The sequence below is a fragment of the Virgibacillus halodenitrificans JCM 12304 genome (assembly GCF_001310895.1).
Lineage (GTDB): Bacteria > Bacillota > Bacilli > Bacillales > Amphibacillaceae > Virgibacillus_Q > Virgibacillus_Q halodenitrificans.
In genome coordinates this window covers 41,851-66,344 of sequence record NZ_BAZS01000010.1, presented here as the reverse complement: position 1 = coordinate 66,344, position 24,494 = coordinate 41,851, and the positions used below count along the sequence as shown (strand labels likewise).

Sequence of the window (24,494 nt, the reverse complement as noted above, 5' to 3'; positions counted from 1 at the left end):
TGTTACACGTAAGGTGATAGTATTTGTTAGTATTCAAGTACTTTGCTTATTCATCATGATAATATTCAGCAAGCGCATTCGCTGCGATAATGGCCTGATACACATCATCAGGAGTTACTGGGTGTGGCATATTTCCCATTGTATCTCCCTCCGCACATGCAGCTTCTGCTACACTCCGCCATTCTTCTTCTCTAAATTCATCCAGACCAAGATCTTTTAATGTTAGAGGCAAACCAACTTCCTTAATAAAATAGATTACCTCTTCTATTTCCTCTTGTGGAGCACTCTCTAAAACGAGCTGTGTTAGTAAACCAAATACTACCTTTTCACCATGTTGGGCATGGTGAAGAGAAGGAACAGCTGTCATACCATTATGAATGGCATGTGCAGCAGCTAATCCTCCAGCTTCCGCTCCCACACCGCTTAAGTAAATAGTAGCTTCAATTGTATTTTCAACCGCTGGTGTAGTTATTCCATGATCGACAGCGAGCTTTGCTTGAAGGCCATATTCCAATATGGTTTCATAACACATGTTAGCTAACCCCATACCTGCTAAGGAAGGTTTCAAATTCACAAGATTATCGCCATTTTTACGATAGCATGCACGTGCTTCAAAATAAGTAGCAAGGGCATCACCGATTCCAGCTACAAAAAAACGGGTTGGTGCAGCTGCTAAAATAGCAGAATCTGCTAGTACTACATCTGGATTGGATGGCAGGAATAAGTAACGATCAAATGATCCATCCCCTTTGTAAATCACGGAAAGAGCTGTACAAGGAGCATCTGTGGAGGCAATGGTTGGAAAAATTACCACAGGCAACTTAGAAAAATAAGCAGTTGCTTTGGCTGTATCCAGTGTTTTCCCACCGCCAATACCAACGATGACATTGGCACCTGCCTTCTTAGCGCCTTCCGTATGTTTATCAATCTCTTCTTGGGTATTTTCATAATTAAATTTAACAAATTCACTTTGGTTTCCCGCTTCATCAAATGATTTACCAGCTTCTTTCTGCGCTCGATCTAAAATAAACTCATCACAAATAACATAAGCATGGTTACCATATGTACTTGTATAAGTAGATAAGTCTTCTAATAAATGTTGACCAACGATAAATCGCTTTGGTGATGTAATGGACTTTACAGATTTTTTCATGATGTATGGTCTCCTTTTACTTGGATTCCATATTATATTGTCCACCTGTAATATGAATATGCATTTATTTAGACATCCATCACAATAAAAGATGCATATTTTCACCTTGATTAATTAAATAATGAACTAGTAAATAGCTATTGCGAAGCTGGACATTCAATACGGACAATTAGTTCTCTACAGCAAACTGAAAAAGAGTGGAAGCAGAAAAGCAATTCCAAAACAGATCATCGCCGCTACTTTTAATTGCTTACTAACACGTTCATCCCCTTTGGGTAAATTTTCAAAAAATGTAAGTGTAAAATAAAAACATAAAATAAGACTTATTACTACAATGACGTTTACCCATGTCGCTATTTCCTCCATATACTCTTCCTTCCCCCAGGCTAAACTTCTCTTATTTATATTCTATATTTAGTGTAACTTATTATTAAACTTGTTTTAAATAGTTAATTATTAAAACTTAATGGTATTTTCGCAGCAACTTCTCTAGTTCTTTCGCTTCAACGAACGGATCTACAGGCGTACTCCTATTAAGCCGCTGTTTTTCCCTTTCTTTTTTCTCTTGCTGTTTTAGTTCGATAAACCAGTCTGGTATTGGATCATCATATAGCCCTAATCGAGAGCCACAAGTACATTGGCATACAGAGACCAATTGAACTTTTATTTCTTTTTCCTTCTTCATATTAATCTCTCCCTCTTTTCACAATTGAGGAGAAATTCACCAGAGAAATTCTCTTTTAGAAATTGCCCAACTTCTTCTGTACGCAGCTTTTTTCTTGCTTGTCTCGCCCAGCTTTTCACTGCCTCGATCGTAGTACCATTCTCTTCGGCAATCTCTTTCAATGACATTTCATCTAATATAGAATTGGACAGCCATATCCATTGATTTTCGGTTAATCTGCTTTTTAGTTGATTGAGTATCTCTGTAGTGCGTGAGGAGTCTTCTGTTTGTTCGAGTGGAAAATGATAGGAATTTTGCAGAAGGGATTTTTGGTGGATTAGTTCCTTGCTATCCTTTCGTAGCTGGTCTAGAAGGTTTTGGCGGATGGTGTAATTAAAGTAGGTAGACATCACACCTTTGTCAGGTTCATATGATTCATACGCCCTCCACATGGCGCACAGACCTTTCTGAAAATATTCTTCGTGAGGGTCGTGAATGTTTAATCGGTGGATCTGATAATGAATACGTTGCTTGTTCTGTTCGTAGATTTCTTCAAAGGTAAAAAATTTTGTCATTGAATTGCTCCTTTATATGTGATGAAGAAGGGTTAGCACATACAAAGAGAACCTTGCTCTGGTGGTCTTTTTTGAAGTGTTATCTAGAGGGGGTGTCAAATAACTGCCGCAATTTAATGAAGTCATCATCTGAGACTTCCAACACATTCAATAATGTAAGCAGTGTTGAAAACGAAGGGTCACTATTGCCTCTTTCCAAATCAGACAAGTATCTCGCGCTTATACCAGCTCGCCATGCGACTTCTTCCTGGGTAAGCATGGTTTTTCTTCTATATGTAACTAGTTGTTCACCTAAGCACAACAATAAATCATTTTTATCCAAGCTAAATCCCCTCTTCTCAAGAGTATTATGCTTGGTTACCATATAGTTGTACACGTAGTATAGTTCTTATTTGTTGCACTAGGTTAAAATTTTTATTAATTTTATTAACTAACCCTGAATGTTCTGCTAATAGTTGCTCTATCGCCTACTTCTCTATTAAACTAACCGTAAACTTATTGGGAGAAAAACAATACCTGTATAACATAAATTGAAATTATAAAATACAGAAAAGGAAGAGTAGAAAAGTTTTTTCGATAAATGCTACATAAAGGAGTTTTAAAAAAGTTTGAATATCATGAGATAATTACTGACACGAATACTGTGGAAATTGGCAAACATTCCGGATTTGTTCGTGCGTTTACCTACCAACTTGGAAAAAGAACGAATGAAGTGGAAGTAATCAGGGAGGAGAACCTGCGAACAACTTCTCCCCAACATTTTAATTAACTTTTTTAACTATTTCATCCTTCTCAACATTTTTAATTAAAAATATCTGCATCCTCTTTTTGAAATCCAATACATATAAAAAGTACTATCTAGGCTTCTATCCGGAATAAAATATAGGAATAGAGCTTGGCATGGTATTTTCTCTCCAGTTGAAAGAGATATAAATCCCCATTCATAAATTAGAAACTATATTATTTGGATTTATTAATGAAGTCAGCAATTTTATTTACTGTAGATAAGTAGTTATCTTTAAGTTCATGTTCCCATACTCTAAGTACTTTCCAATTATTGCTTACATAGTAGTTAGTAACTTCTTCGTCTCTTTCTTTATTTCTATTAAGTTTGTTTCTCCAAAACTCCACGTTAGTCTTTGGCATACTGCCGTGAACTGGGCATTGATGCCAAAAACAGGAGTCAATAAAAACAACCACCTGATATTTCTTTATTGAAATATCGGGCTTTCCATAAAGAGATTTATCATTTCTCCTAAATCTTATACCTTTTTTCCACAATTCACTGCTGACCTTATCTTCTAATTTGGACACTGACTTAATTGCTGCCATGTTCTTGCTCCGTGTTTGCTTAGATATTTTGTCAGCCATTGAAACACTACCTTTAATTAAAATAGTATATTTATAAGTGTATACCCGCTAAGTCCTTTATAAATCAATAATTTATATTTAATTTTTAGTGTTAATTTAAATTAGGCTAGAAATATAGGGTTTAGATATAAGGAAATAATCATTAGTTTTCAAATAAATTTATTAATTAATAAAAGAGGTTAAAATTCTTTACTTATATAAACATTTGTTCTATTATAAACATATACATAAGCTTATAATTTTAGTGATTTTAAAGGAGTTTTATAATGACATGGAGTGTTTAAGATTAGCCATTCAAGAGGTGGATAAGCTAAGTTCTGGTGAAGAGTTTTTGGTTAAGGATTTATTTAAAGGCTATGAATGGAATCGTTTAGCTATTGGGGATAGGCGATCTTTAGGATCCCTCTTTTTACATGAGGTGAAACACGGCAAGTTAAAAGATGAAATAACAATCGGAGTAAAAAGCAGTGCAAATCAACAACAGTATATAAAAATATAAAATGTAGGTTGATTGCTTATGAGATATTGTTAGATGGAGTTGAAGATATGAACAAAAGAAAACCTACAGTTATAGATATGTTTTGTGGTTGTGGAGGGTTGTCCAGAGGTTTTATGGAAGCCGGATATGATATCTTATTAGGTATTGATAACAACGACCCTGCATTAGAAAGTTTCAGAGATAATCATGATGGTGCAATTGCCATGAATGGAGACTTGTTCCAAGGCTCTACTATTCTAGAAATGGCCCACCTTATTGACAATAAAAATGTTGATCTAATTATTGGAGGCCCCCCATGTCAAGGTTTTTCGCTAACGGGTAAGCGAAATGAAAAAGATGAACGAAATACATTATTCGGGGCCATGGTCAAAGCAGTTGATTTTTTCCAACCCAAAGCATTTGTATTGGAAAATGTACCTGGGTTAGGGACTTTATATAAAGGGAAGGCTAAGGAATCTATTCTGAAAGAGTTCTCAGATCTAGGATATACAATAAGTTATAAAATTTTATATGCACCTGACTATGGGATTCCACAAATACGCAAAAGGTTATTCTTTGTTGGTTTAAAAGATGGAATGAAGTTTGTATTTCCTGAGCCAGTAAAGAAACCAGAGGATTACGTAACCTCTGAAGATGCAATTGGAGATTTACATGATTTTAAAGATGACTTTGGTAAAGACGTAAGTGAGTACATAAATCCCCCACGTACAAAGTACCAAAAGAAAATGAGAGCTAATGCTAAGCAATTATTTAATCATGTTGGAACCAATCATACTTCTCAAGTGATAAATGTAATTTCACAAGTTCCTGAAGGAGGAAATTACAAGGATTTGCCTCCTGGTGTTGGAGAAAGTAGAAAGTTTAATGAAGCTTGGACTCGCTATCATAGTAAAAAACCTTCTAAAACTATTGATACAGGGCATAGAAATCATTTTCATTATAAGTATCATAGAGTGCCGACAGTAAGAGAAAATGCACGTCTACAATCATTTCCAGATGATTTCAGGTTTTATGGTAATAAGACAGAACAATATAAGCAAGTCGGAAATGCAGTTCCTCCATTGCTTGGATTTCACTTAGGAGTACAACTAAAAAAGTATATAATTAATGATGGAGAATTATGATGAGAAAATATAATTTTATAGATATTTTTGCAGGGTGTGGAGGTCTTTCCGAAGGGTTTGAAAAAAATCAACAGTTTAGTATGTTGGCTGCTGTAGAATGGGAAAAATCACCTGTGAAAAATCTTGTACATCGGCTAGCTACTAAATGGAATATTGATGATGCTGCAAACAGAGTGTTAAGGTTTGATATTCAAAGAACTGAAGAATTACTTAATGGTTGGTCTAACGATCCGGAATTTGGATCACATTTTGGATTAGACGCATTTTTAGAAGGTAGATCATTAGATTTAATTATTGGTGGTCCTCCCTGTCAAGCATATTCAGTTGCTGGGAGAATCAGGGATAAGGATGGAATGCTTAATGATTATAGAAATTATTTATTTGAAGGTTATTTAGAGATAGTAAGAAAATATAGGCCTAAATTGTTTGTATTTGAAAATGTTCCAGGTATGTTGAGTGCTAAACCAGGTGGTATTCCAGTTATAGAACTCATAAAAAAAGATATAGAAAGATCTGGATATGAAATAGTTGATGATTTAAAACAGTATGCGCAAGTAGATATGTCGGAATACGGAGTCCCACAAAAAAGAAAAAGAGTAATTATTATCGGATTGAGAAAAGATATGTATCCTAACGTACAGGGAATACTGAAATCTTTCTATACAGAGCACTTACCGAAGTATAAGGAATCTGTAAAAACTGTACAAGATGCAATTGAAAACTTACCAAAACTCTATCCTCTAGAGCAAGAAATAAAAATGAATGGTAGGAAATGCTCCCATTCTTTAAATCATGAAATCCCAAATCATTTGTCGAGGTTTCATAGTAAGCGAGATATTAAAATTTTTAAAATGTTAGCTGAAGATATTGAAAATGGTCATTTTAAATATGTGTCAAGTGAGGCACTAAAGCAGCTATATACTGAACTCACAAATAGAACTTCAAATGTCCATAAATATCATGTATTAAGATGGGACAAACCAAGTAATACCATTCCAGCCCATCTTTATAAAGATGGGTTAAGACATATTCATCCTGACTCTACTCAAGCTCGTAGTATTACCGTACGCGAGGCAGCTAGATTGCAAACATTTGATGACGACTATGAGTTTATATCTAGCGCAGGAGATAATTACAAAATGATAGGTAATGCTGTTCCTCCTAAATTCTCTGAAAAATTAGCTGCAGCAATTAAAGTTTTGTTATAAAATGGAAAAGTAGCGAAACTTTATTAGGGGGATTTTGTTTATGACTTACTACTTGAAAAAATTAGGACATCAAGAACTGGGAAGTATTTCAAAGGTTGGTGATAAACCATCCCGGGGTAGATATATATATATATCTAAGGATGAAAAAGTACTTTCATTTTTCCCGCCATTGTCCAGGTATGTGAAAAACGATTCTTCTCTACTACCTATAATTCCTTTATATCTTCCAACGCCTAAAAAGGTTTATTGTAATTATATTTACCACAATGATAAATATAATGGTAGTACTTCTAAAAGGCCCAGGAATGAATATAGGATATATTCTAATAATGCTTTAGAGATGGAACAATATCTTTTTGAAGCAGATGATATTATTGTGGTTAAGAAGCAAGAAATTTTAGAACAAGAAGAAAAGCAAACTGTGTACTATTTAGAAAGAGTGACCACGGCAGATTCTTTTTTTTTATAAAAAGTGTGAAAAAATCATTGCTAATAGCGAGGTAAGAAGTAATCACGCTATTTATAACGGTAGCCTTGATGAAATCGATAAAAAGCTTATACCTATGAATAGTACTACAATAGAGCCAGTGGTAGATAAAAGTGTCACATCTAAAATAGATAATTCGGAAACAAAGGTTGCTGATTTATTTACAGCCACTAGTTTTAGAGATTTCATAATGGTAGCTTATAATGAGAAATGTGCTGTAACTCGGAATGTGATCAAATACGGTAAGTTCATGAATTTAGAAGCTGCACATATTCAGCCTAAAAGTCACGGAGGACTTTTCTTACCTAATAATGGGTTAGCTTTAAGTAGGGACATTCATTGGGCTTTTGACAAAGGATTCTTTACTTTAAACGAAGATTATACTCTTAAAGTACATTCAGAAATAGAAAGTGATTTTCTTAAAGGCTACAATGGCAAACAAATTTTTATTCCTAAAGATAGTTTTTTTAAGCCCTCTCTTGAGAGTATAGAATATCATAGAGAAAATGTATATGGTCTCTTCTTAACCTCAGGGAGATTGTAAATTGCATTTAAACAAAAAGAGACGAGTCATAACTAAATAGTACTAATCTAAAAGACGAAAATTCTAAACTGTGGAGGCCCTCTCCGGAAAAAGGCTACGCTTTTCGTGGGCGCTGCTAAGCCTTGGGCCAACAGGACGTTGTTCATAATGGCGTCGCGGCAGGACGTCGCATCTTTAGCCTCCCACCCTAACGTACTGTGGGGTCTTATCTAGGCATATTCTCCCACAGGGTAAGGAAAGTTGCGACAGCTAAGCATCGCACGAAGGAAACATGTACTTCATTTCCGAGGAGTCTGCGTATTTTTCCTCCGCTAATTTTTACAAAAGGAATCCGAGCCATGATTCAGTAATAGTATGAATCGGTTCGGATTTTCAATGTATAAAAGTTTTTTGTCCCAGCCTCCTTCCTTTTATAATACCGACGGTTGTTTCATATTTGCTTCGAAAGCCTAAAAGATGAACAAGCCCTCCGCCTGGCGTTTGTTGAATAGTGACTCTTTAACCCAAACAGTAACTGGTTTTTCTATTTAAAACTGTTGTTTCAAAAGTTTTTTGACAATCCACTTCTGAAAAAGTCCGGTAAATATTAGGGAAAGCAAAGTAATCATCCATCCGCACTTTTGACTTGCTAATTAGAGCAAACTGGTCTTGATTCTCCAATTATACATAAGCAACTTTTGGTGGTCAAAAGGTGTTTTTATGTATGAAAAAGCCCCAGAAATGGTTGAGAGTCTTGAAACGTATATCAACGTTTTAAATTGTTATATGGATAACAATGTATGAAAAAGGATAGAAAATGACATTACTTGAACCAATTTGAACCAACATGATAGATGTTAATTGAATATATTTTGCTAATATAACCCACTGCTTTAGTATAAAATAGTATATGTTACGTGGTCAAAATGTGGTCAATAAATGCCACTCAATTATATTGGGGGGCATTTTTACTGTTCTATTAATTATGTTAATCACATATTTCATCATTTTAGGATTAATAAAGAATATCTTATGTGGACTGGATTTGAAGTGTTTATAAAAATCACCCTAATTTATAACTTGACACATAGTAGGAATTACCCTATCATGTATCTAAAAAGAATCTTAGGAGAATCTAATGGCACGAAAAATTCAAGTTTCATTTACTGAACGTCAATGGGAATTAATATCTCAATTAAAAGGCGAATTCGGAGATACTGATGCAGAGATTATTCGCTCTATAGTACTTTCATGGTTAGCGGAGAAAAGTTTTATTAGTACTGTTGTTAAAAAACGCATAAATGACTCAATGGAGGATAATAAATGATTTCTAATGAAACAAAATATAATATAAAACCAATTACACCTATTTCTAATTTTAATTCGAAAAGGAAATCAAATGTTGAATATAGAATTGAAAAGGTTGCTCTAGTTACAGGGATGAGCCTACACTTTATTAAAAAAGTTGTAGGGTCTAAAAAAGTTCTAAATTCTGAAGATGTTATCACCTTGCTTGAACAGGATTCATTTGCAGAAACTTTCGTACCAAGAAGTAAAATTTTAGATTATCTAGAAGAAGATGCTCATAATGAACCGAAGGAAGATTCTACTGAAAGTATTATTGAAGGTCTTCATCAAGGAAACTCAAAGGAACTACTTAAAAGAATTCCTGAAGGGCATGTACAATGTGTAGTTACATCCACTCCTTATTGGGCAACACGTATTTATGAAGATTCAACTCCTATTAGATGGGCAGACGGAGAATTTTGTTCTTTTGGTCTTGAGCAAACTCCTGAGGCTTCATCCGCCATTCTGTTGAAATACTTAGTATTCTCTACTCCAAGTTATCAGATGATGGTTCTATTTGGTGGAATATCATGGACACCTATAATACAAGAACTCAAATTAGGGGTAATGCAGCAGAAGCATTACGTGCTATGCAAGGACTTGATAAGAGAAAGTGGTCCGAGCATACATTTAAGAGGTATTCCGCAGGACATTCCTATTTAAAGGACGGAGAACAGTGCCTTATACCCCAACGCATTGCTGAGAGAGCCTCACGTATGGGGTATTATATAAAAAGCACTATTTCTTGGTGCAAAAGTGCATCCTTACCCGAACCTCAAAAATCACGTGTTAGCAGGAATATTGAATATATTATCCATTTAACGAAAACTCGTGCTCCCTTTTTTGATAAGGAACAGTTTCGTCTTCTCGATCCTAAACTAGGTGGAAAACAACCGCTTGAACCTGATAAACTATCTGATTTTTGGTATTTACCTACTTCTTCAGGTAGAGACGGGCATGGAGCTCAATTTCCAATTGAACTACCAAGTCGTTGTATAGCTCTCACAACTAAGGAAGGGGACGTAATTTTGGATCCTTTTATTGGCTCTGGAACTGCAGCTCAAGCTGCTTTATTGCTAAATCGTAAATACATTGGATTCGATATTTCACAAGAATATATTGATATTGCTCGAAATCGCTTAGAAGGAAAAATAGAGGAGAGCAATTCAATATGAGATAATCTTTTTATCAATTAACAGTTCTACTGCCCTTTCTAAGTCCGTTGAACTGTAATTTGGTATTAATAAATCATATATTAAAATACCATCAAATGTCTTCCTTGACGAAATTGCCGGTTCTGTTTCTGAATTTTTACATGGGGAAAAAACCACACCCGATTTTCCCCCTACTTTTTTTATATAAGTATACAGCTGATAATAATCTTTTGAATCTGTCTCTTTGTATTTCACATCACAAACAAGCACTATTGAATTACCTTTCCAAACAACGATATCTGGAATTAATTCATAGAACCCATCAATAAATAAAAACTCCTTTAGGGTAAAACCCTTTGTGACAAATAACCCCCTTCTCTTTAAAATTCTTTCACAACCTACCCTTACATAATGCTCGTAAAGATCAGGAGTATTTACCAACAAAGCCTCCCCTTCAATGGTATCACCGCTACCCATTCCGTAATACCCCAAAATCAACTTAGCAGAAACTATAGCATCTTGATAATATGCCCTTGCTCCACTAAGTCTGTTTTGCAGAAGTTTTTTATCAATAACTTTATATAAACTTTCAGCTGAAATACTCTTAAATCTATTCGACCATCTATAAAGCAAATGCCAATCGTCAGAATATTCCTCCACATAATAAATGGATTTTTTTGCAGCTGCTCCTAAAAGAAGGTTTTCAGGAATGTCAAAGGTAGGTGTATATACGTTAGACTCAATTGAATTACCAATGCGTTTCTTCATATTTAATTTCGTTTTTCCCCAATTTACAGAACCTTTTACGTGGTTTAATGATTTCTTTGTCCGTTGTCTTTCAAATTTAAGGCTTCTCTCTTCAATTATTTTTAAACTCTTTATAAAGGCACCTATAAACACTTCGATTCTTGATACTGTATCACCGATATCATATTGTTTTCCTAATTCATTATTAGTTAATTTGTTTTCATTGCTCTGAACATACATCATCATTTCAACAATATTTATCCCACTATATTTAGGAAGGATACGAAGATAATCACCGTTCACTAATGGAACTAAACCAACAACATTTCCAATTTCAAAGCCATAAGTATTTTTCTTTTTAAGTATCTTTATCTGTGAAGGGATATCATTAGGTAGACATTCGCTAGAAAAACCCTCAAGATATGTAACTCCTGCTTCAATAACATCCCAATTCATCAATTTATAAACACTCCATCTACAGCATTATCAATCTGATCGACTATATCTTTTCTTGCAGATTGGAAATGATTTAGTAAAGTAGGACGAATACGAGAAACGTAATAAGATATAAAATTAGTTTCTTTAGTAATTCCTGCAAAGTATCCATGACCTAGCGGATACTGGGTAAGAATTGTATTGTAAATGTCTTTTATTTTTAATGACATTTCTTCATCTATTTGCTTACTAGACAATAATTCTGTAAGATCCTCAACTCTAGGAGGAAATTCAACAGAAGCTATTCTTCCCAATAACGCATCATCTATATCCTCGGTACTCTCATCTATGGTATTCATTGTGAAAATGAATTGAACATCCTTATTTATCCAAATTTTTTTCCCATTTGGTAATTTAATTCCATTTTCTTCTCCACGATATGATGCTTCAATTAATGAGAAAACCTCCCCAAGCGCCTGACTTATTCTAGTTCTATTGATTTCCTCAAGTACAATACACTTTTTTTGATCCCTTATTGCCTCACCTAGAGGTCCCAATTTCCAATCGAATTCTTCCGAATTAGGTAATGGTTGTAAGCCGATAATTAAATTTTCATAAGACCATCCTTCATGTATTTGAATAGTAACACGATCTTCAGAATCCTTGGGGAAGATATTATCAATTATTCTAGTTTTTCCTGTTCTAGGTGGACCATAGATTAAAATTGCCTTTTCACCTGATGAAATTAATTCTTGTAATTGCTCACTTGGATCTACTTGAAGCCAAGATGGTTCATCCTTGATAGTAATCATATTCTTAATTCTCCTATCGTATTGTTTTTCATCTTCTCTTATCTCTTTTACTGGAATATTCTTACTTTCAATTATCTCCCGACAAACATCAAAAATATCCGCTTCAGATAATGCGTCATTTTGCAATTTAACATCTAAATTATCTTTAATAAAAACCAATTCATATTCTGACCGTTCCAGATTTAAAAATTGAGTCATTCTATCAAGTAAATCAGTTTTGGGATTTTCTTCAGCAATGTTTTCCCTTATAAAGAGCCACACTGCAAAGGATAGATCAGGAATAACGACTCTAGTGTCTTCCTTAAGAGCAAAACCATCTAACCCATTCCCTAACCCCATGGGATACAATCTCCCTTGACTTACCAATACCTTACCTGATTCGGAGAGAGAAAAATCCAAATAACCATTTGGGTTACAATCTACAACAGAACCGCTTGTTGCCCATCTGTTTAATGTAGTTTGTATAATAGACCTTGCTGCATCATGCTTCATTGTCATAAAGCGCGTAGTATGGGCAAATGGAACAAAAAATTCTCCAGATTTTTCACCATAGGAATACAAACGTTTTAGTACATCAGTTGAATTACTCGTGTCTACTTCAACTGTGACTCCTTTTTTTAATCCCATTCTCTTTAGTACAAACCAAATTTTCATAAAATGATGTGCTGTTCCTTTTAATTGCATCAAAGAATTAGTGAGCGTTTCTTTACTGATATAGGGCATTATTTATCCTCCAGATGATCTAAGTAGTCTTCACACTAATAACCAAAATCAAAGAATATTATTTTCTTTTTCTTTGCTAGAGGAAAATAATTTCTTCTTATTGGAAAGACCCTTTTTACTATTGAAAAAAACGAGTTGGAAATATCTCCATATTAATCATTTTACCAAATAGATATAAATAAAAGAAATAAATTCTACGGTCAAAATAAAGCAAGTGGAATATAAGTACCTATTTTGTGATAAAATGAGAAACTAGGAGGGTTATTTATGATACACAAGGAAGTTACTAATTATGAAAAGAACCTAGAAACCCTAACTACCATTGAAGATAGTCTAGTATCATATTATGAAAATTATTTGGTTCACTCTTTTAAGGAAGAAATTGTGTTACGTGAGGTAGATTGTTGGCAAGGTAGAGCAGATTTGGTGTCTGCTAAAATTATTGGAGAATATAATATTAATATTGAACAGGCAGAACTTTTATCTAAGTTAACAAATGCCCAAATTATCTCCTTACTCCATTATAAAGCACCACGATCATTAAGGTATATTGTAGAAAAACTTGCTTTGACCGAAACAACTATTAAAAGAGCTATTAATACCTTAAAGAAAGCAAATATTATCGATACAAAAGATAATAATACGTATACTCTTTGCAATACTTTTATACTACCCAATGTTGAATTTAATGCATATGAAGCTAAACTTCATAACTGGAGAAGAGCATTTTACCAGGCCACACAATATTTTGGTTTTAGTCATTATTCATGGGTGATTATGCCAGAGAAGTATATTAAACCAGCATTAAAAAATAGTGAGCTTTTTACAGAGAATGGTGTAGGTCTTATAGGTTTAGATAATAAAGGTAAAAAGATTGTCTATGTAAAAGCAAACAAAAACCAACCAAGGAGAAAAGCATTCTACTTAGTTGGTGTAGGGAAAGCAATGAAGAAACACTTAAACATGGTGTAAGTCTCGGAATCTTTTTAAAGAGTTAGACCAAGTAAACAAATGATTACCTTGGGATGATTTTTCAAGTTGAATCGGTAAGTTGGAAAGCAATTGGTATTTTACTATTGCTGTGTTTAAATGATTTTCTAAATCATCTAAACGATCAGATATGTCATCAGGATTACTAAATATAGCCTCGCTGGCAATTTTTAATGAAGACCAATGTTGTAAATGGCTAATACCACGGGACCAGGTATCTGATGGACTTGAACCAGCTTTAATAATGTGCTCATAACCAGAATTACTTAAGATGTCATCGAAGTTGAGTCCCTTCCTTTTGAACTGGGTTTGAATAGAATCTAACTCAGATGCTAATACTGTGTTTAATAATGGTATTGATGTATATCTTTCCCTTGGAAGTCTTCCTCCTCTACTAGGCAGGACCCTTTGCTGTACAGTAAACTTTCTTGAGCTATTAAACCAACCAGTGCCAAACCCAGAAGCTCCGACGGCTACATATAATAATCCAATAATATCTGAATACCCCATTATCACTTTGTATTCATTTATTTCAGATAAAGAATAAATAAATGTTAATAAGTTCACTAGAGTAGTCTCTGACTCAAAATCCTGATTGTAGTCAGATGATTTACGATCAATAGTGATATAGTATCCTGTTACATCTAAAGTTGATAACTCATTTAAAAAATCATTTACATTACGTGTTTCATTTAAAGCACTTTCACTAAAAACAAGCGAAACATATAGAGCTTTCCCTTTATCTTCAGCAATTATTGCCGATTCCTCAGCTAAGCTTAAAGCGATTTGCGCCTGTCTGTCACTAAAATTTGGGACTAATATATTTGGTGAAACTAATGTACCCAACCCTAATTTCTGTTGATACTCTAAACTCTGAAAAACAAAATCATGCAACTTTCGGAAGGAGCGTAAAGAAGATAACTTTATATTACCGGGATAGTAGCTACAATTGTTAAGGTTTTTACTCGTCCCATCAATATACAATGAATAGTAAAATTGAGGATCAAAGAGTAATTCAGCATTAGGATATTCTGTCTGAATCTCCTTAATAAAACTTCTCATTTTTGCAGGTTTTTCATCTCTTGGTGAAAGCAATACACCATCTAGAAACTCTCGGTCAAAACCAGTATGGATTTTATCTCCCTTGCCATATCCTTGTTGTGCATACAATTTCATTATTATAGTTCCTCCCTTTGACTATATAGCTGCTTTAATAGTTGGTCACAGGTCTTATATCTTAAGTGAGGTTCTTTTGCTAATAGTCTTGTAATAATTCTTTCAAGCTTCTTCGGAAAATCACTAACTAACTTCGATGGTGGAACTAAATTATTTGTTGTGATATTTGCAAAAATTTGGTATGTATTTAATCCACTTTGAAAAAAAGGGTGTTGTCCAGTAGATACTTCATACAATACTATTCCAAGTAAAAATAAATCCGACCTAAAATCAAGTTCTCTTCTGTAACCACTAAGTTGTTCGGGAGACATATATATCTGAGAGCCAACTAAATGGAAAGCAGCTGTTAATGTTTCTCCGTGTATATCAAAAGCAATTCCTGTATCAAGTAATACATAGCTACCATCTATTCTTCTCATTATGTTTTTTGGTTTTATATCTCTGTGTACCATTTTTATATTCCATAGTTGCTTAATTGCAGTAGTGATATCAATGGCTAATTCAACAGTTTGTAAATAACTTATTGCTCCTTGTGAGATTAAATAATACAAGTCTGACCCATCAATATATTCCTCTGAGAAATAAAGTATTTTTTTATTTTCTAAATCTGCTAGATTCAGGCCAATAGGACCTAGTTTAACCAAAGTAGGTGAATCCACCCTATGCATAATGTCAATTTCCCTTTTGGCTCTAGATAGTGCTACATTGTCTGCCTGATCAGATTCACTTTCTTGTTGTTCGCGTTGATTTTCTTTTGATTCAGCGTCAGTTACATCGCAGAACTTTAGAGCAAATTTTACTCCGTTTATTTTGCAGGTGAAGACTGTCTTCTGTCCACCTCGGTCTTTATACTCCAACTCTGTAACCACATCTTTGTTAATGCCTAATAGTGTATAAACGTCATCTTTCGTTAATTCAGGTGCTCTCATGAATTTCCCCCATATGCTTATATTTTTTAGGAACATCCTCTAATAGAACTATTGAATGACCACTTACTTAGTAATTTCATCACACAACATATATCTTATTTTTACTAATTTTACAATAATGCTTAGGAATATTATACCAAAAATTAGAATTATTTTAAATGAAATATGGTCACTTGTGGTCAATAAAATTTTCGTGGACCTAATGTGATCAAAAGCACTTTTCAGGTATAAAAAAACCCTTTTCTCATAAGTGAAAAAAGCCTTGAAACGTAGATATATTAACGTTTTGAGAACTGAGGTGCACGACGTGCGCCTTTAAGACCGTATTGCTAACGTTCTTTCATACGAAATGCAATCATCTTATATTTTTAAAAGGTATTTATCTACTTTTGTCGAAATTAACAATAACTAAACCTCGAAAGGAGTCTCCGTGAATGAACACACTTCTTATGAAAGAAGCTTATTCAATGCTGTATGAGATCGAAAACCATTTACGTTTAATTATAAAAGCAAATATGCTGAAAAAATTTGGGCACCAATGGGTGTCAATACTATATGAAAAGCGAGATGAACAAACTTCTTATTACCATGAACTTATCGCCTTCTTTGGAAAATATCCAAACGTTCTGCCACATATTAATGCAGCACAATTAAAAATGCTTAACCAATTAATTCCCATTAGAAATAAAATTGCCCACTCTCATTTAATAACCCAAAGTGAATATGAACTACTAGAACAATGCTATCAGCTTGTTATTGAAGAACCTATTATAAAGGCAGAAAGATTGTAATCTTACAGTTTGTATTTGAATTAGATACTATTTTCTGGAACAAAATTCTCCATACCTACTATCTAAAAAGGTATTTAGAAAAGGCCACATAAGTAAGTTTTTAAATCACTAAGCGTTAAAGAATTGTTATTTGGCTTGAGTATACATAGATTTGAACTCCAACCACCTCTATAACATGACTTTCCGCTGTCAGGTTAGTCAATTCTATCTATAATAGAATTGTTTTTAAATTTCCTTATATCACTTGATGCGTTCCAAAATACAGAGGGTTGTAGTCAGATTAGCTACTCAAGTCCTATTTTTTTGAACTAGATTAAGAAAATTCTTTGCCAGTTTAATTGAAAAGCGAATAAAGCCCTTTTTTTAAATTTTCCCCGTCCATCGTTCAACTCATCAATAGTTCGACTAAACTTTTACAAATACTTAGAACACAAATTCAAAGATCATCTTTAAAAACGGCATGAGGCGCTCATTAAAAAACTATCATGGAAAGTTGCCCAAACGGTGAGACAGGATTATAACAATGTAAAAACTACCTGTTTAATGATGAAGATTCCTATTCCCTAATTAGAATACTTAAAAGAATAAAACCAAAAGAATGTCTCGTACACTGTTGTTCTAAAAACATCTTGTATCTCTTGCAAGAACTTTCCTAAATATGTAATTTAGAATGCTTTGGTACATCTAATTTATAATATCCCTTCACTTTACGTTATAATCAAACTACACACTACATATCAGTGAGGTGATATTATGAAAAATAATGAACTGAAAAAAGATCTATTAAAAGACAATTACATAGAAAGCGCATTCAAGCGATATCTGAGTTTCAAAGAAACACCTACTTACGATGAGACGTACAAGTTGAAAATATTGTTGGAGTTGAACACGTATTTCAGAGAAGAAACTATAACAGAGAACAACATTGTCGAAACGATTAAAAAGATAGTTTTAAGCAATCCACAATCTGGTAGTTTTGTGCACTGGAGCAACACCAGTGACTTGCAGGATTTTGTGAAAAACAATCCTCTTGCCGCTGTTAATCTATTAAGTAATTTGTATGAAAATGAGGAGGTTTCTTTACAGGACAGAATAGAAAAATTCAGAGAACAAGGGAAAGAGTGGAAAAAGGATATTAGCTTAGGAGCACCTTTATTCGGTTACCTCCTGGCTGCTTATAATTATGAAAAATATCCGTTGTATAAAGAAGAAGTATTTAAGTATACGAAGAAGATGCTTGGTATTAACAAAAAATTGAGTGGAGTCGGAAAGAACTATCAGGATTATTATGATATTTGTGTAACTGTAAAAGACTTTCTTAACGACAGAGGATATTCCTTGAATATGTTGGATATACAGGATTTTTTCTTCTGTGTTTCTCAATACGATATATTAAAACTGGAAAGTGCAGTAGAGTACTTATATAAATTCGCTGAAAAACTAAGCCGGTTTAAACAGGATGAAACTGTCTTTATTGAAGCAATCAAACAAATGGATCAAGATATTCTTGAAGACAAGCGGGAACTTTACCGTAACCAAGAGAAAATCAGAAAAATCCGTTTTAAGATACTTGATTACTATTTAACGAACAATGAACTCACTGTTGACGATATCGAGCGCATCAAGGAAGAAGTAAACAGCCAATACGATACTAATATTCTGCAGGCTTGGACGAATTTCACGATTCTTTTCCAGATTTACTATGATTCCTTTAAAGAAAAAGTAAAGTTGATGTTAGAGCACATACGAAACGCAATGGAGAATATGAAAGTGGTTACAGACCTTGGTATTGAATTAGACAGCAGTCTAAATGGTTTCGAATGGAAACAAAACTTCGGGGATACAGAATGTTGGTTAGCGGTTTATTCAAAGGAGTTAAAATCCCATAAACTTGCTGCACAACTTTTTATATCTATTAGCGAGAAAGGTGTTCGCTTTGGCTTAGACTACGGTTCCCAACATGAGCGTGTTGGCAAAAAGAATATGGAGTTAATGGATATAGCATCATTCTCCTATCAAGAAATGGAAAAGAAAATTGCTGAGATAATACCTGAGTTCATGGAAAACAACGGGAGCAATGCCGAAAAAGTCCCTATGTCGCTATCTAATACGTTCACGTCTATTTTCAACTCTTATGAAGATGCCAATTGGGCTTTTGACTTTGTAAAACAGACAATGATGAGCCTTGGCGTATCAGCTCTTGGCGACCAACGAATGGCAGTGACATTTCGTTCAGGGCGCAAGCTGCACGTAGATTTTTGCAGTTGGCTTGTTACCGGGTTTGTAAAAAATAAAGAAAATCAGACAATGGCTAGTATTACTTTGCCAGCGAGTGAGCTGAATGAGAAGGTATTTGTTGAAATAGAGCTTTTTAAAATGAAGGAAAATGAAGAACAAATTGCCTTAGTGTCACTGCCTATGGAGAAGTTTAGAGAAGACAAGGAACTACAGGAAATGCATAAAAATACACTTGAGCTTGTCAAAAATCGATTCAAAGACCAGTCTAAATCACAATATCGCATCCATAATAATGAACATTTAGAACAAGCTGTTTTTCACCCGAATAAGAGGGAGTCAGTACTACAGAAAGAAATACCATCCAACCCGGAAGAACCAATCCAATTGGATGACTTTGTAGAAATCCCTTCCCTCTCCTTTGACAAGCAAATCACGTTACAGGGATTGTTTTTCGAAGAGAAATATCAACTGCTTCGCCAAATCAAGACAGCGTTAATCAACCAAAAACACATTATTCTCACTGGCCCTCCTGGAACAGGGAAGTCTAAGTTGGCAAAAGAGATATGTGACGCTTTTGGAGCAGATTTCAAGATGGCTACAGCTACTTCTGACTGGTCTACTTATGAAACCATTGGCGGTTATCGCCCAAAGAGTGATGGGACATTGTCCTTCAATCCCGGACTATTTTTGGATTGTTTCAAGGATAGCGATACAAATCAGCCAATAAATAAATGGTTAATTATTGATGAAATGAACCGGGCAGATATTGATAAAGCATTTGGCTCTCTCTTTTCGGCTTTGACTGGTGATGAGGTGACGTTAAATTTTGAGTCTGAAAGTGGAGAATCAATATCTCTGTATCCACAAAAAGAGGTTTCTGAAGTATTGCCGAATAATCACGAATATGTCATTCCAAATGACTGGCGCATGATTGGGACAATGAACACGCTGGACAAAGCTTCCCTTTATGAAATGAGTTATGCGTTTATGAGACGGTTTGCTTTTATTCCTGTAGGCGTACCAAGAAATATTGATAGCAATCTGGTGGGGTCTCTCCTTGAAAAATGGAACCTGATGAGCTACGAATACAGCGATTATTTAGCTACAATTTGGAAGAAGATAAACCAATACCGACAAATTGGTCCGGCAATCATTGAAGATATTGCTCGATATACAAGCGTGGATGCGGATTTCACCTCGGCGATCATTCTTTATGTACTTCCACAATTTGAAGGCCTATTGGATCATGATATCCTCTCGTTTATTGAACAGGTTTGTGAATTGCCTGTGGTGGAAGAAGAGCGCTTGACACAGTTTGCGCAGGATTTTTTTCATATAAAGGAGTAATGTATGAAACGTAGTGCGGATCAATTATTAGAAGAAATTAGTGAGTTCTTGATCATTTATTTGAAGTCGGGAAAGGTCGGTCTGAATTCTTTCGTAAAAAAAACAGATTTGCACATTTCCCAAATGGATCAGCTACTGAAAATCCACTTTATGTTGAAGCCTGAGGTGATAGCATTTGTGCAAGATCTCCCAAGGCTTATCAGGAGATTCAAAACTTCTACTTCTGTAAATCAACATGTTTACCACGGACAAGTCAAGGGGCAAATCAATTGGCATAGAACGTTAAACGAACCTGCGAGAATAAGTACAAGAGATAAAACGGTATTTTCCGTCAACGAACGTAACCGGGAATATGGAATCAAAGAAAACTTGGTTTTGTTGGAAACCATTCAAACATTGCATAAAATCTTATTTCAGGATATTGATAGCGGGCATTTTGAAAAGTATGAATGGTTTCGAGAATGGAGTAGTCTAAAGCAATCGCTACACAACGTATTTACCAAGAATGTTTACTTGTCAAAGGTCGGCAGCAGTGAGGGTAAGGTGACCAACCGTATGATCATTGATACCTTGAAGCAACGCAATCCACTATATAATAAGGCCGCTTCCATTCTTCAAGAATACAGGAGAATTATGGACGGTGATGTCAATCAAACAGAGATTGAGCAATTACTACGCGAGACATTCGTTTATCCTGAGGAAGAGGATGTGCTTTTTGAACTGTATTGGGTTGTGAAATTAATTAAAGAAAATAGCACGGATTCCGAACTCCAGCTGATGGACGGTCGCAATAACCTAGTTGCTGCTTGGGAAGATGATACACTCGTCTATCATATCTATCATGATTCAACTGGCTCAAGTCAGATTAGGTTTCGCATTTCCACAGAGGAAGTGCGGAAAAATGGTCATCCCTTCCTTGACCGAAAATTAGATTCTATTGAACAGTCAGCTAACTTGGCCAAGGAACTTTTTGGGCGTGGCTTTGATACTTCTACCTATTGGAGTGGTAGACCGGATATTTTAGTAGAAGTTTATGATAAAGCATCAAGTGATTTAAACAAGCTCGTTATCGGGGAAGTAAAACACACCGCCAGAGTTGAGTATGCCATCACAGGCTTGCGTGAACTCGTCGATTATATGAAACATGTGCGTGACAAAAACGGTAGTTATTTAGATGATCGTGTAGAGGTGCAAGGCATGTTATTCACAGAGCAACTCGTTGGGTATGAAGCACAGGAAAAGTTCTTTGGGTTTGGAAATGAACATGTAGTTTGGAGAAATTAGTTCAAGGCTTTCATTGCGGACAAGGAATTTACAATTAGACGACAATTACTAATTGACTTACCACTATTTTAAAATAAAAATAACCTATTATTTGTTTTTACCTTTTAAAAGGTTAATACTTCCCCTCTTTTTTGAGGGTTATTGAAGTCGTTCCATGTACAGCATGGAACGACTTTTACTATATTATGATGATCTTTCATCATCCTTCTTAAAACGACCGATATTTCCTCAATGCTACGATATTCAGCACAATAAACAGGGCTGCAAAGAGAAGCAATATTAATAGATCAAATGCGATCTCCTGGAAAGTGAAGCCTTTATACATGACCCCCTTTAATGCATCGGAGGCATAAAATAATGGCATGACTTTTCCCAGCGATTGTAGCCAACCGGCCATTCCTTCCATTGGGAAAATACCAGTAAAAAATATTTGTGGTACGATGACAAGTGGTATAAATTGCATCATCTGGAACTCGGATGCAGCAAAACTTGACAGCAGGGTGCCAAGAGACAGGGCCACTAGGGCGATTAATATATTTGTTAGTATGACAAGCCAGATGGAACCAATATGAACAATATCCAGCACATAAATAGAATAAAACACGATAATGATGGTCTGGATAAATGCGAATATGCCAAAACCAACAAGGTATCCAGCGATGATTTCATACCGTTTTATCGGGGTTGCCATTAATCGTTCCAGTGTGCCAGATGTTCGTTCTTTTAAAAGTGAAATACCTGCAATCAGGAAAACAAAGAAAAAGACGAAGAAGCCAATTAACATGGGACTGAATGTATCAAATATCTTTGTATCCTTATCTCCGTAAACATAGTTAGCAGAGATGCCAGGTCCATTCTTTTCAGTCGCAAGCATGTTGCCTAGCTGCATCTGGATCTTTTTTGCCTGTGTAGGATCATCATTCAACAGTGTGAGCTCCATCTTCTGCTTATCAACATTTAGCCAGGCATGTTCGTTTTTCTCCTTCATCTCTTCTGTTGAAAATTGCTCCACTGACGTAACATCGAATTCCGCTTGTTCTAATTGCTCCGTAAGTTGTGTACTGTCTCCAGTGATTGTAATTGTTGGCTCTGCCTCAGATGAGTCGAAGATTAGATACATTAGAGTAAGCACAAGCAATGGCGCTAGGAAAAGTAAGGCTAGTGTCCGCTTATCGCGGCGCATTTGACGTATAATACGGATTATAAGTGCATTAATACGCATTAGTTCTCACCTCCTGCTCTTAGAAAGACTTCTTCAAAACGAGTGGCTTCATACTTTTCCTTCAGTTTGTCTGGTGATCCAGTGGCAATAATATGCCCATTTCGGAGCAATGCGGTTTGTTCGCATCTCTCGGCCTCATCCATCACATGAGTGGTAATAACTATTGTCTTGCCATCTTCCCTTTTTAAACGCTCAAGCTCCCTCCAAATAGATCGTTTTAAAACAGGATCGATTCCTACTGTAGGTTCATCTAAGATAAGCACTTCCGGATCGTGGATGAGTGCGATGGCTAGAGAGAGACGGCGCATCATCCCTCCAGAGTATTCAGCAATGCGCTTTTGCAAAACATCTTCCAGCTCGACGACACCAGCAACATACTGAATCCGTGCTTTACGTTCCTTTTTTGGAAGCTTATAGAGTCTTGCGAAGAAGTCAAGATTTTGTTCCCCCGTCAAGTCGGTATAGAGGGCATCTGACTGGGCCATATACCCAATATTAGGGAGCAATCGTTGGTCAGGTATATTATAGGTCAGCACCGTAATATCACCTTCATCTCTTTTCAGCATACCAATAATTAATTTAATTAAAGTTGTCTTACCGCATCCTGATGGCCCCAACAGGCCGAAAATTTCTCCTTTTGGGATCTCAAGAGATAGTTTGTTTAGGACAAGTTTATTATAAAAAGACTTAGTGGCGTTATGAACAGTTATTGCCATAGTCATACGTTCACTTCCTTTCTGCATTTACTGAACACTGTGTTGATTGTATTTAAATTGTAAGGTACGATGATAGTCAAATACAATCAACACTTTTTATGGAATTGTTGAGCAAGAGGTGAAGTTTATGGCTGATCATCATAAAAAGATGAATGAAAATACGAAACAAAGAATTGAGACGAAGTTTATAAAACTGCTTGAGTCTGAAGGATTTGAACGAATATCAGTGAAACAAATTGCTGTGTGTGCAAATATTAATCGTGGTACATTTTATCTGCATTATATAGACAAATATGATGTAATGGAACACATTCAAAAACGCCTGCTTGAGGGGTTGTCCGGCTTAGTGGAGCAAGTCCGTCCTTCTGAAGTGTTACATGTTTTAATGAGCGGAAATTTCTACTCTCCATTTTTAATGGTTTTTGAATATATAAAGAACCATGGTAATGAATTCAGAGCACTTCTCGGAGACAGGGGTGATCCTTCTTTTGCAAGAAAAATGAAAGAAATCTTTGGTGACATACTTTTGAATAAATTTATCCAGCACTATCCCGGGACTAATAAATGGTTTCCGCAATACATGACTGCCTTTATGACCTCCTCTATTCTGGGATTAATTCAGGAATGGCTCGAGCATCTTGAGGAGCAAAGTGTAGAAGAAATGGCGCGTACGCATTTAGAGGTCATTGGATTCATCTCTAATTTAAAGACGATGCTTAAAGAAGGAGAATAGTATGGAAAGGTTTATATATTTTGTATAAAAATGCCCGACTACTTGATTCGAATTTTTTCATAATGGAAATCAACTGTATAAAAGTTGAGAACAGGTTGTTTGGCAAGATAGGTTTCTTCACCTGCTGCGGGCACACAATTCTATTCCAATAAACTTCTTTTCCCCCTCGCCCAAGCATACAATGCATTATATTTCCTTTTGAAAAACTATTCTGTTATTATTTTGAAAGCGCTTTAAAATAAGGGG

The 24,494-nt window shown here is 35.2% G+C and carries 25 protein-coding genes and 1 pseudogene; 13 read left to right on the top strand and 13 right to left on the bottom strand.

Features of this window, described 5'->3' with window-relative positions:
- Positions 1 to 46: 46 nt before the first annotated feature.
- From JCM12304_RS07560 to JCM12304_RS07540, 5 genes are all read right to left on the bottom strand, one after another.
- Entirely contained in the window at positions 47 to 1,153 is a 1,107-nt protein-coding gene (locus JCM12304_RS07560) for a glycerol dehydrogenase (protein ID WP_060679495.1), read from the bottom strand.
- A 177-nt stretch (positions 1,154 to 1,330) separates the two neighbouring features.
- The gene (locus tag JCM12304_RS07555) at positions 1,331 to 1,519 is read right to left on the bottom strand and encodes a hypothetical protein (protein WP_060679494.1); all 189 of its coding nucleotides are present in this window, start codon (positions 1,517 to 1,519) and stop codon (positions 1,331 to 1,333) included.
- Between the two features lie 97 nt (positions 1,520 to 1,616).
- Entirely contained in the window at positions 1,617 to 1,838 is a 222-nt protein-coding gene (locus JCM12304_RS07550) for a hypothetical protein (RefSeq protein WP_060679492.1), read from the bottom strand.
- The gene (locus tag JCM12304_RS07545; RefSeq protein WP_060679490.1) at positions 1,835 to 2,392 is read right to left on the bottom strand and encodes a sigma-70 family RNA polymerase sigma factor; all 558 of its coding nucleotides are present in this window, start codon (positions 2,390 to 2,392) and stop codon (positions 1,835 to 1,837) included. The genes JCM12304_RS07550 and JCM12304_RS07545 overlap by 4 nt, the downstream gene beginning before the upstream one ends.
- Before the next feature lie 79 nt (positions 2,393 to 2,471).
- Positions 2,472 to 2,714 (bottom strand): helix-turn-helix domain-containing protein, encoded by a 243-nt coding sequence (locus JCM12304_RS07540; RefSeq protein ID WP_060679488.1) that lies wholly within the window; start codon positions 2,712 to 2,714, stop codon positions 2,472 to 2,474.
- A 258-nt stretch (positions 2,715 to 2,972) separates the two neighbouring features.
- On the opposite strand from JCM12304_RS07540, the gene JCM12304_RS19550 reads away from it, so the two are divergent.
- On the top strand, positions 2,973 to 3,161 hold the full coding sequence (locus tag JCM12304_RS19550) for a hypothetical protein (RefSeq protein WP_060679486.1): 189 nt from the start codon (positions 2,973 to 2,975) through the stop codon (positions 3,159 to 3,161).
- A gap of 191 nt (positions 3,162 to 3,352) precedes the next feature.
- On the opposite strand, the gene JCM12304_RS07530 is transcribed toward JCM12304_RS19550, so the two are convergent.
- The gene (locus tag JCM12304_RS07530; protein ID WP_060679484.1) at positions 3,353 to 3,763 is read right to left on the bottom strand and encodes a very short patch repair endonuclease; all 411 of its coding nucleotides are present in this window, start codon (positions 3,761 to 3,763) and stop codon (positions 3,353 to 3,355) included.
- Between the two features lie 271 nt (positions 3,764 to 4,034).
- Here JCM12304_RS07530 and JCM12304_RS07525 point away from each other — a divergent pair, with 271 nt between their 5' ends.
- From JCM12304_RS07525 to JCM12304_RS19345, 7 genes are all read left to right on the top strand, one after another.
- A complete protein-coding gene (locus JCM12304_RS07525) occupies positions 4,035 to 4,262 on the top strand; it encodes a single-stranded DNA-binding protein (protein ID WP_060679482.1) in 228 nt (75 codons plus the stop codon).
- 47 nt (positions 4,263 to 4,309) lie between these two features.
- Positions 4,310 to 5,386: a DNA cytosine methyltransferase gene (locus JCM12304_RS07520; protein WP_060679480.1), complete on the top strand. Its 1,077-nt coding sequence runs from the start codon at positions 4,310 to 4,312 to the stop codon at positions 5,384 to 5,386.
- Positions 5,386 to 6,594, top strand: a complete 1,209-nt coding sequence (locus tag JCM12304_RS07515) for a DNA cytosine methyltransferase (protein WP_060679478.1) — start codon at positions 5,386 to 5,388, stop codon at positions 6,592 to 6,594. Before JCM12304_RS07520 ends, JCM12304_RS07515 begins: the two co-directional genes overlap by 1 nt.
- Before the next feature lie 52 nt (positions 6,595 to 6,646).
- Entirely contained in the window at positions 6,647 to 7,063 is a 417-nt protein-coding gene (locus JCM12304_RS20015; protein ID WP_256200787.1) for a hypothetical protein, read from the top strand.
- 94 nt (positions 7,064 to 7,157) lie between these two features.
- Entirely contained in the window at positions 7,158 to 7,625 is a 468-nt protein-coding gene (locus JCM12304_RS20010; RefSeq protein ID WP_256200786.1) for an HNH endonuclease, read from the top strand.
- 1,117 nt (positions 7,626 to 8,742) lie between these two features.
- Entirely contained in the window at positions 8,743 to 8,931 is a 189-nt protein-coding gene (locus tag JCM12304_RS07505; protein WP_060679476.1) for a hypothetical protein, read from the top strand.
- A gap of 475 nt (positions 8,932 to 9,406) precedes the next feature.
- Positions 9,407 to 10,126: a DNA-methyltransferase gene (locus JCM12304_RS19345; protein ID WP_157360441.1), complete on the top strand. Its 720-nt coding sequence runs from the start codon at positions 9,407 to 9,409 to the stop codon at positions 10,124 to 10,126.
- Here the strand turns inward: JCM12304_RS19345 and JCM12304_RS07490 are convergent.
- Positions 10,118 to 11,308, bottom strand: a complete 1,191-nt coding sequence (locus JCM12304_RS07490) for a 5-methylcytosine restriction system specificity protein McrC (protein WP_256200794.1) — start codon at positions 11,306 to 11,308, stop codon at positions 10,118 to 10,120. The genes JCM12304_RS19345 and JCM12304_RS07490 overlap by 9 nt on opposite strands.
- Complete coding sequence (locus tag JCM12304_RS07485) at positions 11,308 to 12,822, bottom strand: AAA family ATPase (protein WP_060679468.1); 1,515 nt, start codon at positions 12,820 to 12,822, stop codon at positions 11,308 to 11,310. Before JCM12304_RS07485 ends, JCM12304_RS07490 begins: the two co-directional genes overlap by 1 nt.
- Before the next feature lie 267 nt (positions 12,823 to 13,089).
- Here JCM12304_RS07485 and JCM12304_RS07480 point away from each other — a divergent pair, with 267 nt between their 5' ends.
- Entirely contained in the window at positions 13,090 to 13,794 is a 705-nt protein-coding gene (locus tag JCM12304_RS07480; RefSeq protein ID WP_060679466.1) for a hypothetical protein, read from the top strand.
- Here JCM12304_RS07480 and JCM12304_RS07475 read toward each other — a convergent pair.
- From JCM12304_RS07475 to rpsI, 3 genes and pseudogenes are all read right to left on the bottom strand, one after another.
- Positions 13,780 to 14,988 carry a hypothetical protein gene (locus tag JCM12304_RS07475; RefSeq protein ID WP_060679464.1) on the bottom strand — a complete coding sequence of 403 codons (1,209 nt, stop codon included), beginning with the start codon at positions 14,986 to 14,988 and terminating at the stop codon, positions 13,780 to 13,782. The two genes, JCM12304_RS07480 and JCM12304_RS07475, sit on opposite strands and share 15 nt — an antisense overlap.
- A 2-nt stretch (positions 14,989 to 14,990) precedes the next feature.
- Positions 14,991 to 15,917 carry a serine/threonine protein kinase gene (locus tag JCM12304_RS07470; RefSeq protein ID WP_060679461.1) on the bottom strand — a complete coding sequence of 309 codons (927 nt, stop codon included), beginning with the start codon at positions 15,915 to 15,917 and terminating at the stop codon, positions 14,991 to 14,993.
- 278 nt (positions 15,918 to 16,195) lie between these two features.
- Positions 16,196 to 16,264, bottom strand: a pseudogene (gene rpsI, locus JCM12304_RS19340) (30S ribosomal protein S9); the annotation flags it as partial.
- A gap of 87 nt (positions 16,265 to 16,351) precedes the next feature.
- Here rpsI and JCM12304_RS07465 point away from each other — a divergent pair.
- The 3 genes from JCM12304_RS07465 (at position 16,352) to JCM12304_RS07455 (ending at position 21,577) form a co-directional block, all read left to right on the top strand.
- Positions 16,352 to 16,708, top strand: coding sequence for a hypothetical protein (locus JCM12304_RS07465; protein WP_060679459.1), 357 nt, complete (start codon positions 16,352 to 16,354; stop codon positions 16,706 to 16,708).
- A gap of 753 nt (positions 16,709 to 17,461) precedes the next feature.
- Positions 17,462 to 20,293 carry an AAA family ATPase gene (locus tag JCM12304_RS07460; RefSeq protein WP_060679458.1) on the top strand — a complete coding sequence of 944 codons (2,832 nt, stop codon included), beginning with the start codon at positions 17,462 to 17,464 and terminating at the stop codon, positions 20,291 to 20,293.
- Between the two features lie 3 nt (positions 20,294 to 20,296).
- Complete coding sequence (locus JCM12304_RS07455; protein ID WP_060679455.1) at positions 20,297 to 21,577, top strand: hypothetical protein; 1,281 nt, start codon at positions 20,297 to 20,299, stop codon at positions 21,575 to 21,577.
- Between the two features lie 208 nt (positions 21,578 to 21,785).
- On the opposite strand, the gene JCM12304_RS07450 is transcribed toward JCM12304_RS07455, so the two are convergent.
- On the bottom strand, positions 21,786 to 22,799 hold the full coding sequence (locus tag JCM12304_RS07450; RefSeq protein WP_060679453.1) for an ABC transporter permease: 1,014 nt from the start codon (positions 22,797 to 22,799) through the stop codon (positions 21,786 to 21,788).
- Complete coding sequence (locus tag JCM12304_RS07445; RefSeq protein WP_060679451.1) at positions 22,799 to 23,521, bottom strand: ABC transporter ATP-binding protein; 723 nt, start codon at positions 23,519 to 23,521, stop codon at positions 22,799 to 22,801. The genes JCM12304_RS07450 and JCM12304_RS07445 overlap by 1 nt, the downstream gene beginning before the upstream one ends.
- A 121-nt stretch (positions 23,522 to 23,642) precedes the next feature.
- Here JCM12304_RS07445 and JCM12304_RS07440 point away from each other — a divergent pair, with 121 nt between their 5' ends.
- Positions 23,643 to 24,248 (top strand): TetR/AcrR family transcriptional regulator, encoded by a 606-nt coding sequence (locus tag JCM12304_RS07440; RefSeq protein WP_060679449.1) that lies wholly within the window; start codon positions 23,643 to 23,645, stop codon positions 24,246 to 24,248.
- Positions 24,249 to 24,494: the final 246 nt, after the last annotated feature.

Bases quoted from the DNA above. Each gene is read 5' to 3' on its own strand.
- JCM12304_RS07515 (WP_060679478.1), top strand. From the start codon at position 5,386: ATGAGAAAATATAATTTTATAGATATTTTTGCAGGGTGTGGAGGTCTT.
- JCM12304_RS07445 (WP_060679451.1), bottom strand. From the start codon at position 23,521: ATGACTATGGCAATAACTGTTCATAACGCCACTAAGTCTTTTTATAAT.
- JCM12304_RS07505 (WP_060679476.1), top strand. From the start codon at position 8,743: ATGGCACGAAAAATTCAAGTTTCATTTACTGAACGTCAATGGGAATTA.
- JCM12304_RS07560 (WP_060679495.1), bottom strand. From the start codon at position 1,153: ATGAAAAAATCTGTAAAGTCCATTACATCACCAAAGCGATTTATCGTT.
- JCM12304_RS07450 (WP_060679453.1), bottom strand. From the start codon at position 22,799: ATGCGTATTAATGCACTTATAATCCGTATTATACGTCAAATGCGCCGC.
- JCM12304_RS07550 (WP_060679492.1), bottom strand. From the start codon at position 1,838: ATGAAGAAGGAAAAAGAAATAAAAGTTCAATTGGTCTCTGTATGCCAA.
- JCM12304_RS07555 (WP_060679494.1), bottom strand. From the start codon at position 1,519: ATGGAGGAAATAGCGACATGGGTAAACGTCATTGTAGTAATAAGTCTT.
- JCM12304_RS07455 (WP_060679455.1), top strand. From the start codon at position 20,297: ATGAAACGTAGTGCGGATCAATTATTAGAAGAAATTAGTGAGTTCTTG.
- JCM12304_RS07520 (WP_060679480.1), top strand. From the start codon at position 4,310: ATGAACAAAAGAAAACCTACAGTTATAGATATGTTTTGTGGTTGTGGA.
- JCM12304_RS07545 (WP_060679490.1), bottom strand. From the start codon at position 2,392: ATGACAAAATTTTTTACCTTTGAAGAAATCTACGAACAGAACAAGCAA.
- JCM12304_RS07475 (WP_060679464.1), bottom strand. From the start codon at position 14,988: ATGAAATTGTATGCACAACAAGGATATGGCAAGGGAGATAAAATCCAT.
- JCM12304_RS07530 (WP_060679484.1), bottom strand. From the start codon at position 3,763: ATGGCTGACAAAATATCTAAGCAAACACGGAGCAAGAACATGGCAGCA.
- JCM12304_RS07440 (WP_060679449.1), top strand. From the start codon at position 23,643: ATGGCTGATCATCATAAAAAGATGAATGAAAATACGAAACAAAGAATT.
- JCM12304_RS19550 (WP_060679486.1), top strand. From the start codon at position 2,973: ATGCTACATAAAGGAGTTTTAAAAAAGTTTGAATATCATGAGATAATT.
- JCM12304_RS07465 (WP_060679459.1), top strand. From the start codon at position 16,352: ATGAACACACTTCTTATGAAAGAAGCTTATTCAATGCTGTATGAGATC.
- JCM12304_RS07460 (WP_060679458.1), top strand. From the start codon at position 17,462: ATGAAAAATAATGAACTGAAAAAAGATCTATTAAAAGACAATTACATA.
- JCM12304_RS20010 (WP_256200786.1), top strand. From the start codon at position 7,158: ATGAATAGTACTACAATAGAGCCAGTGGTAGATAAAAGTGTCACATCT.
- JCM12304_RS07485 (WP_060679468.1), bottom strand. From the start codon at position 12,822: ATGCCCTATATCAGTAAAGAAACGCTCACTAATTCTTTGATGCAATTA.
- JCM12304_RS07470 (WP_060679461.1), bottom strand. From the start codon at position 15,917: ATGAGAGCACCTGAATTAACGAAAGATGACGTTTATACACTATTAGGC.
- JCM12304_RS07490 (WP_256200794.1), bottom strand. From the start codon at position 11,308: ATGAATTGGGATGTTATTGAAGCAGGAGTTACATATCTTGAGGGTTTT.
- JCM12304_RS07480 (WP_060679466.1), top strand. From the start codon at position 13,090: ATGATACACAAGGAAGTTACTAATTATGAAAAGAACCTAGAAACCCTA.
- JCM12304_RS07525 (WP_060679482.1), top strand. From the start codon at position 4,035: ATGGAGTGTTTAAGATTAGCCATTCAAGAGGTGGATAAGCTAAGTTCT.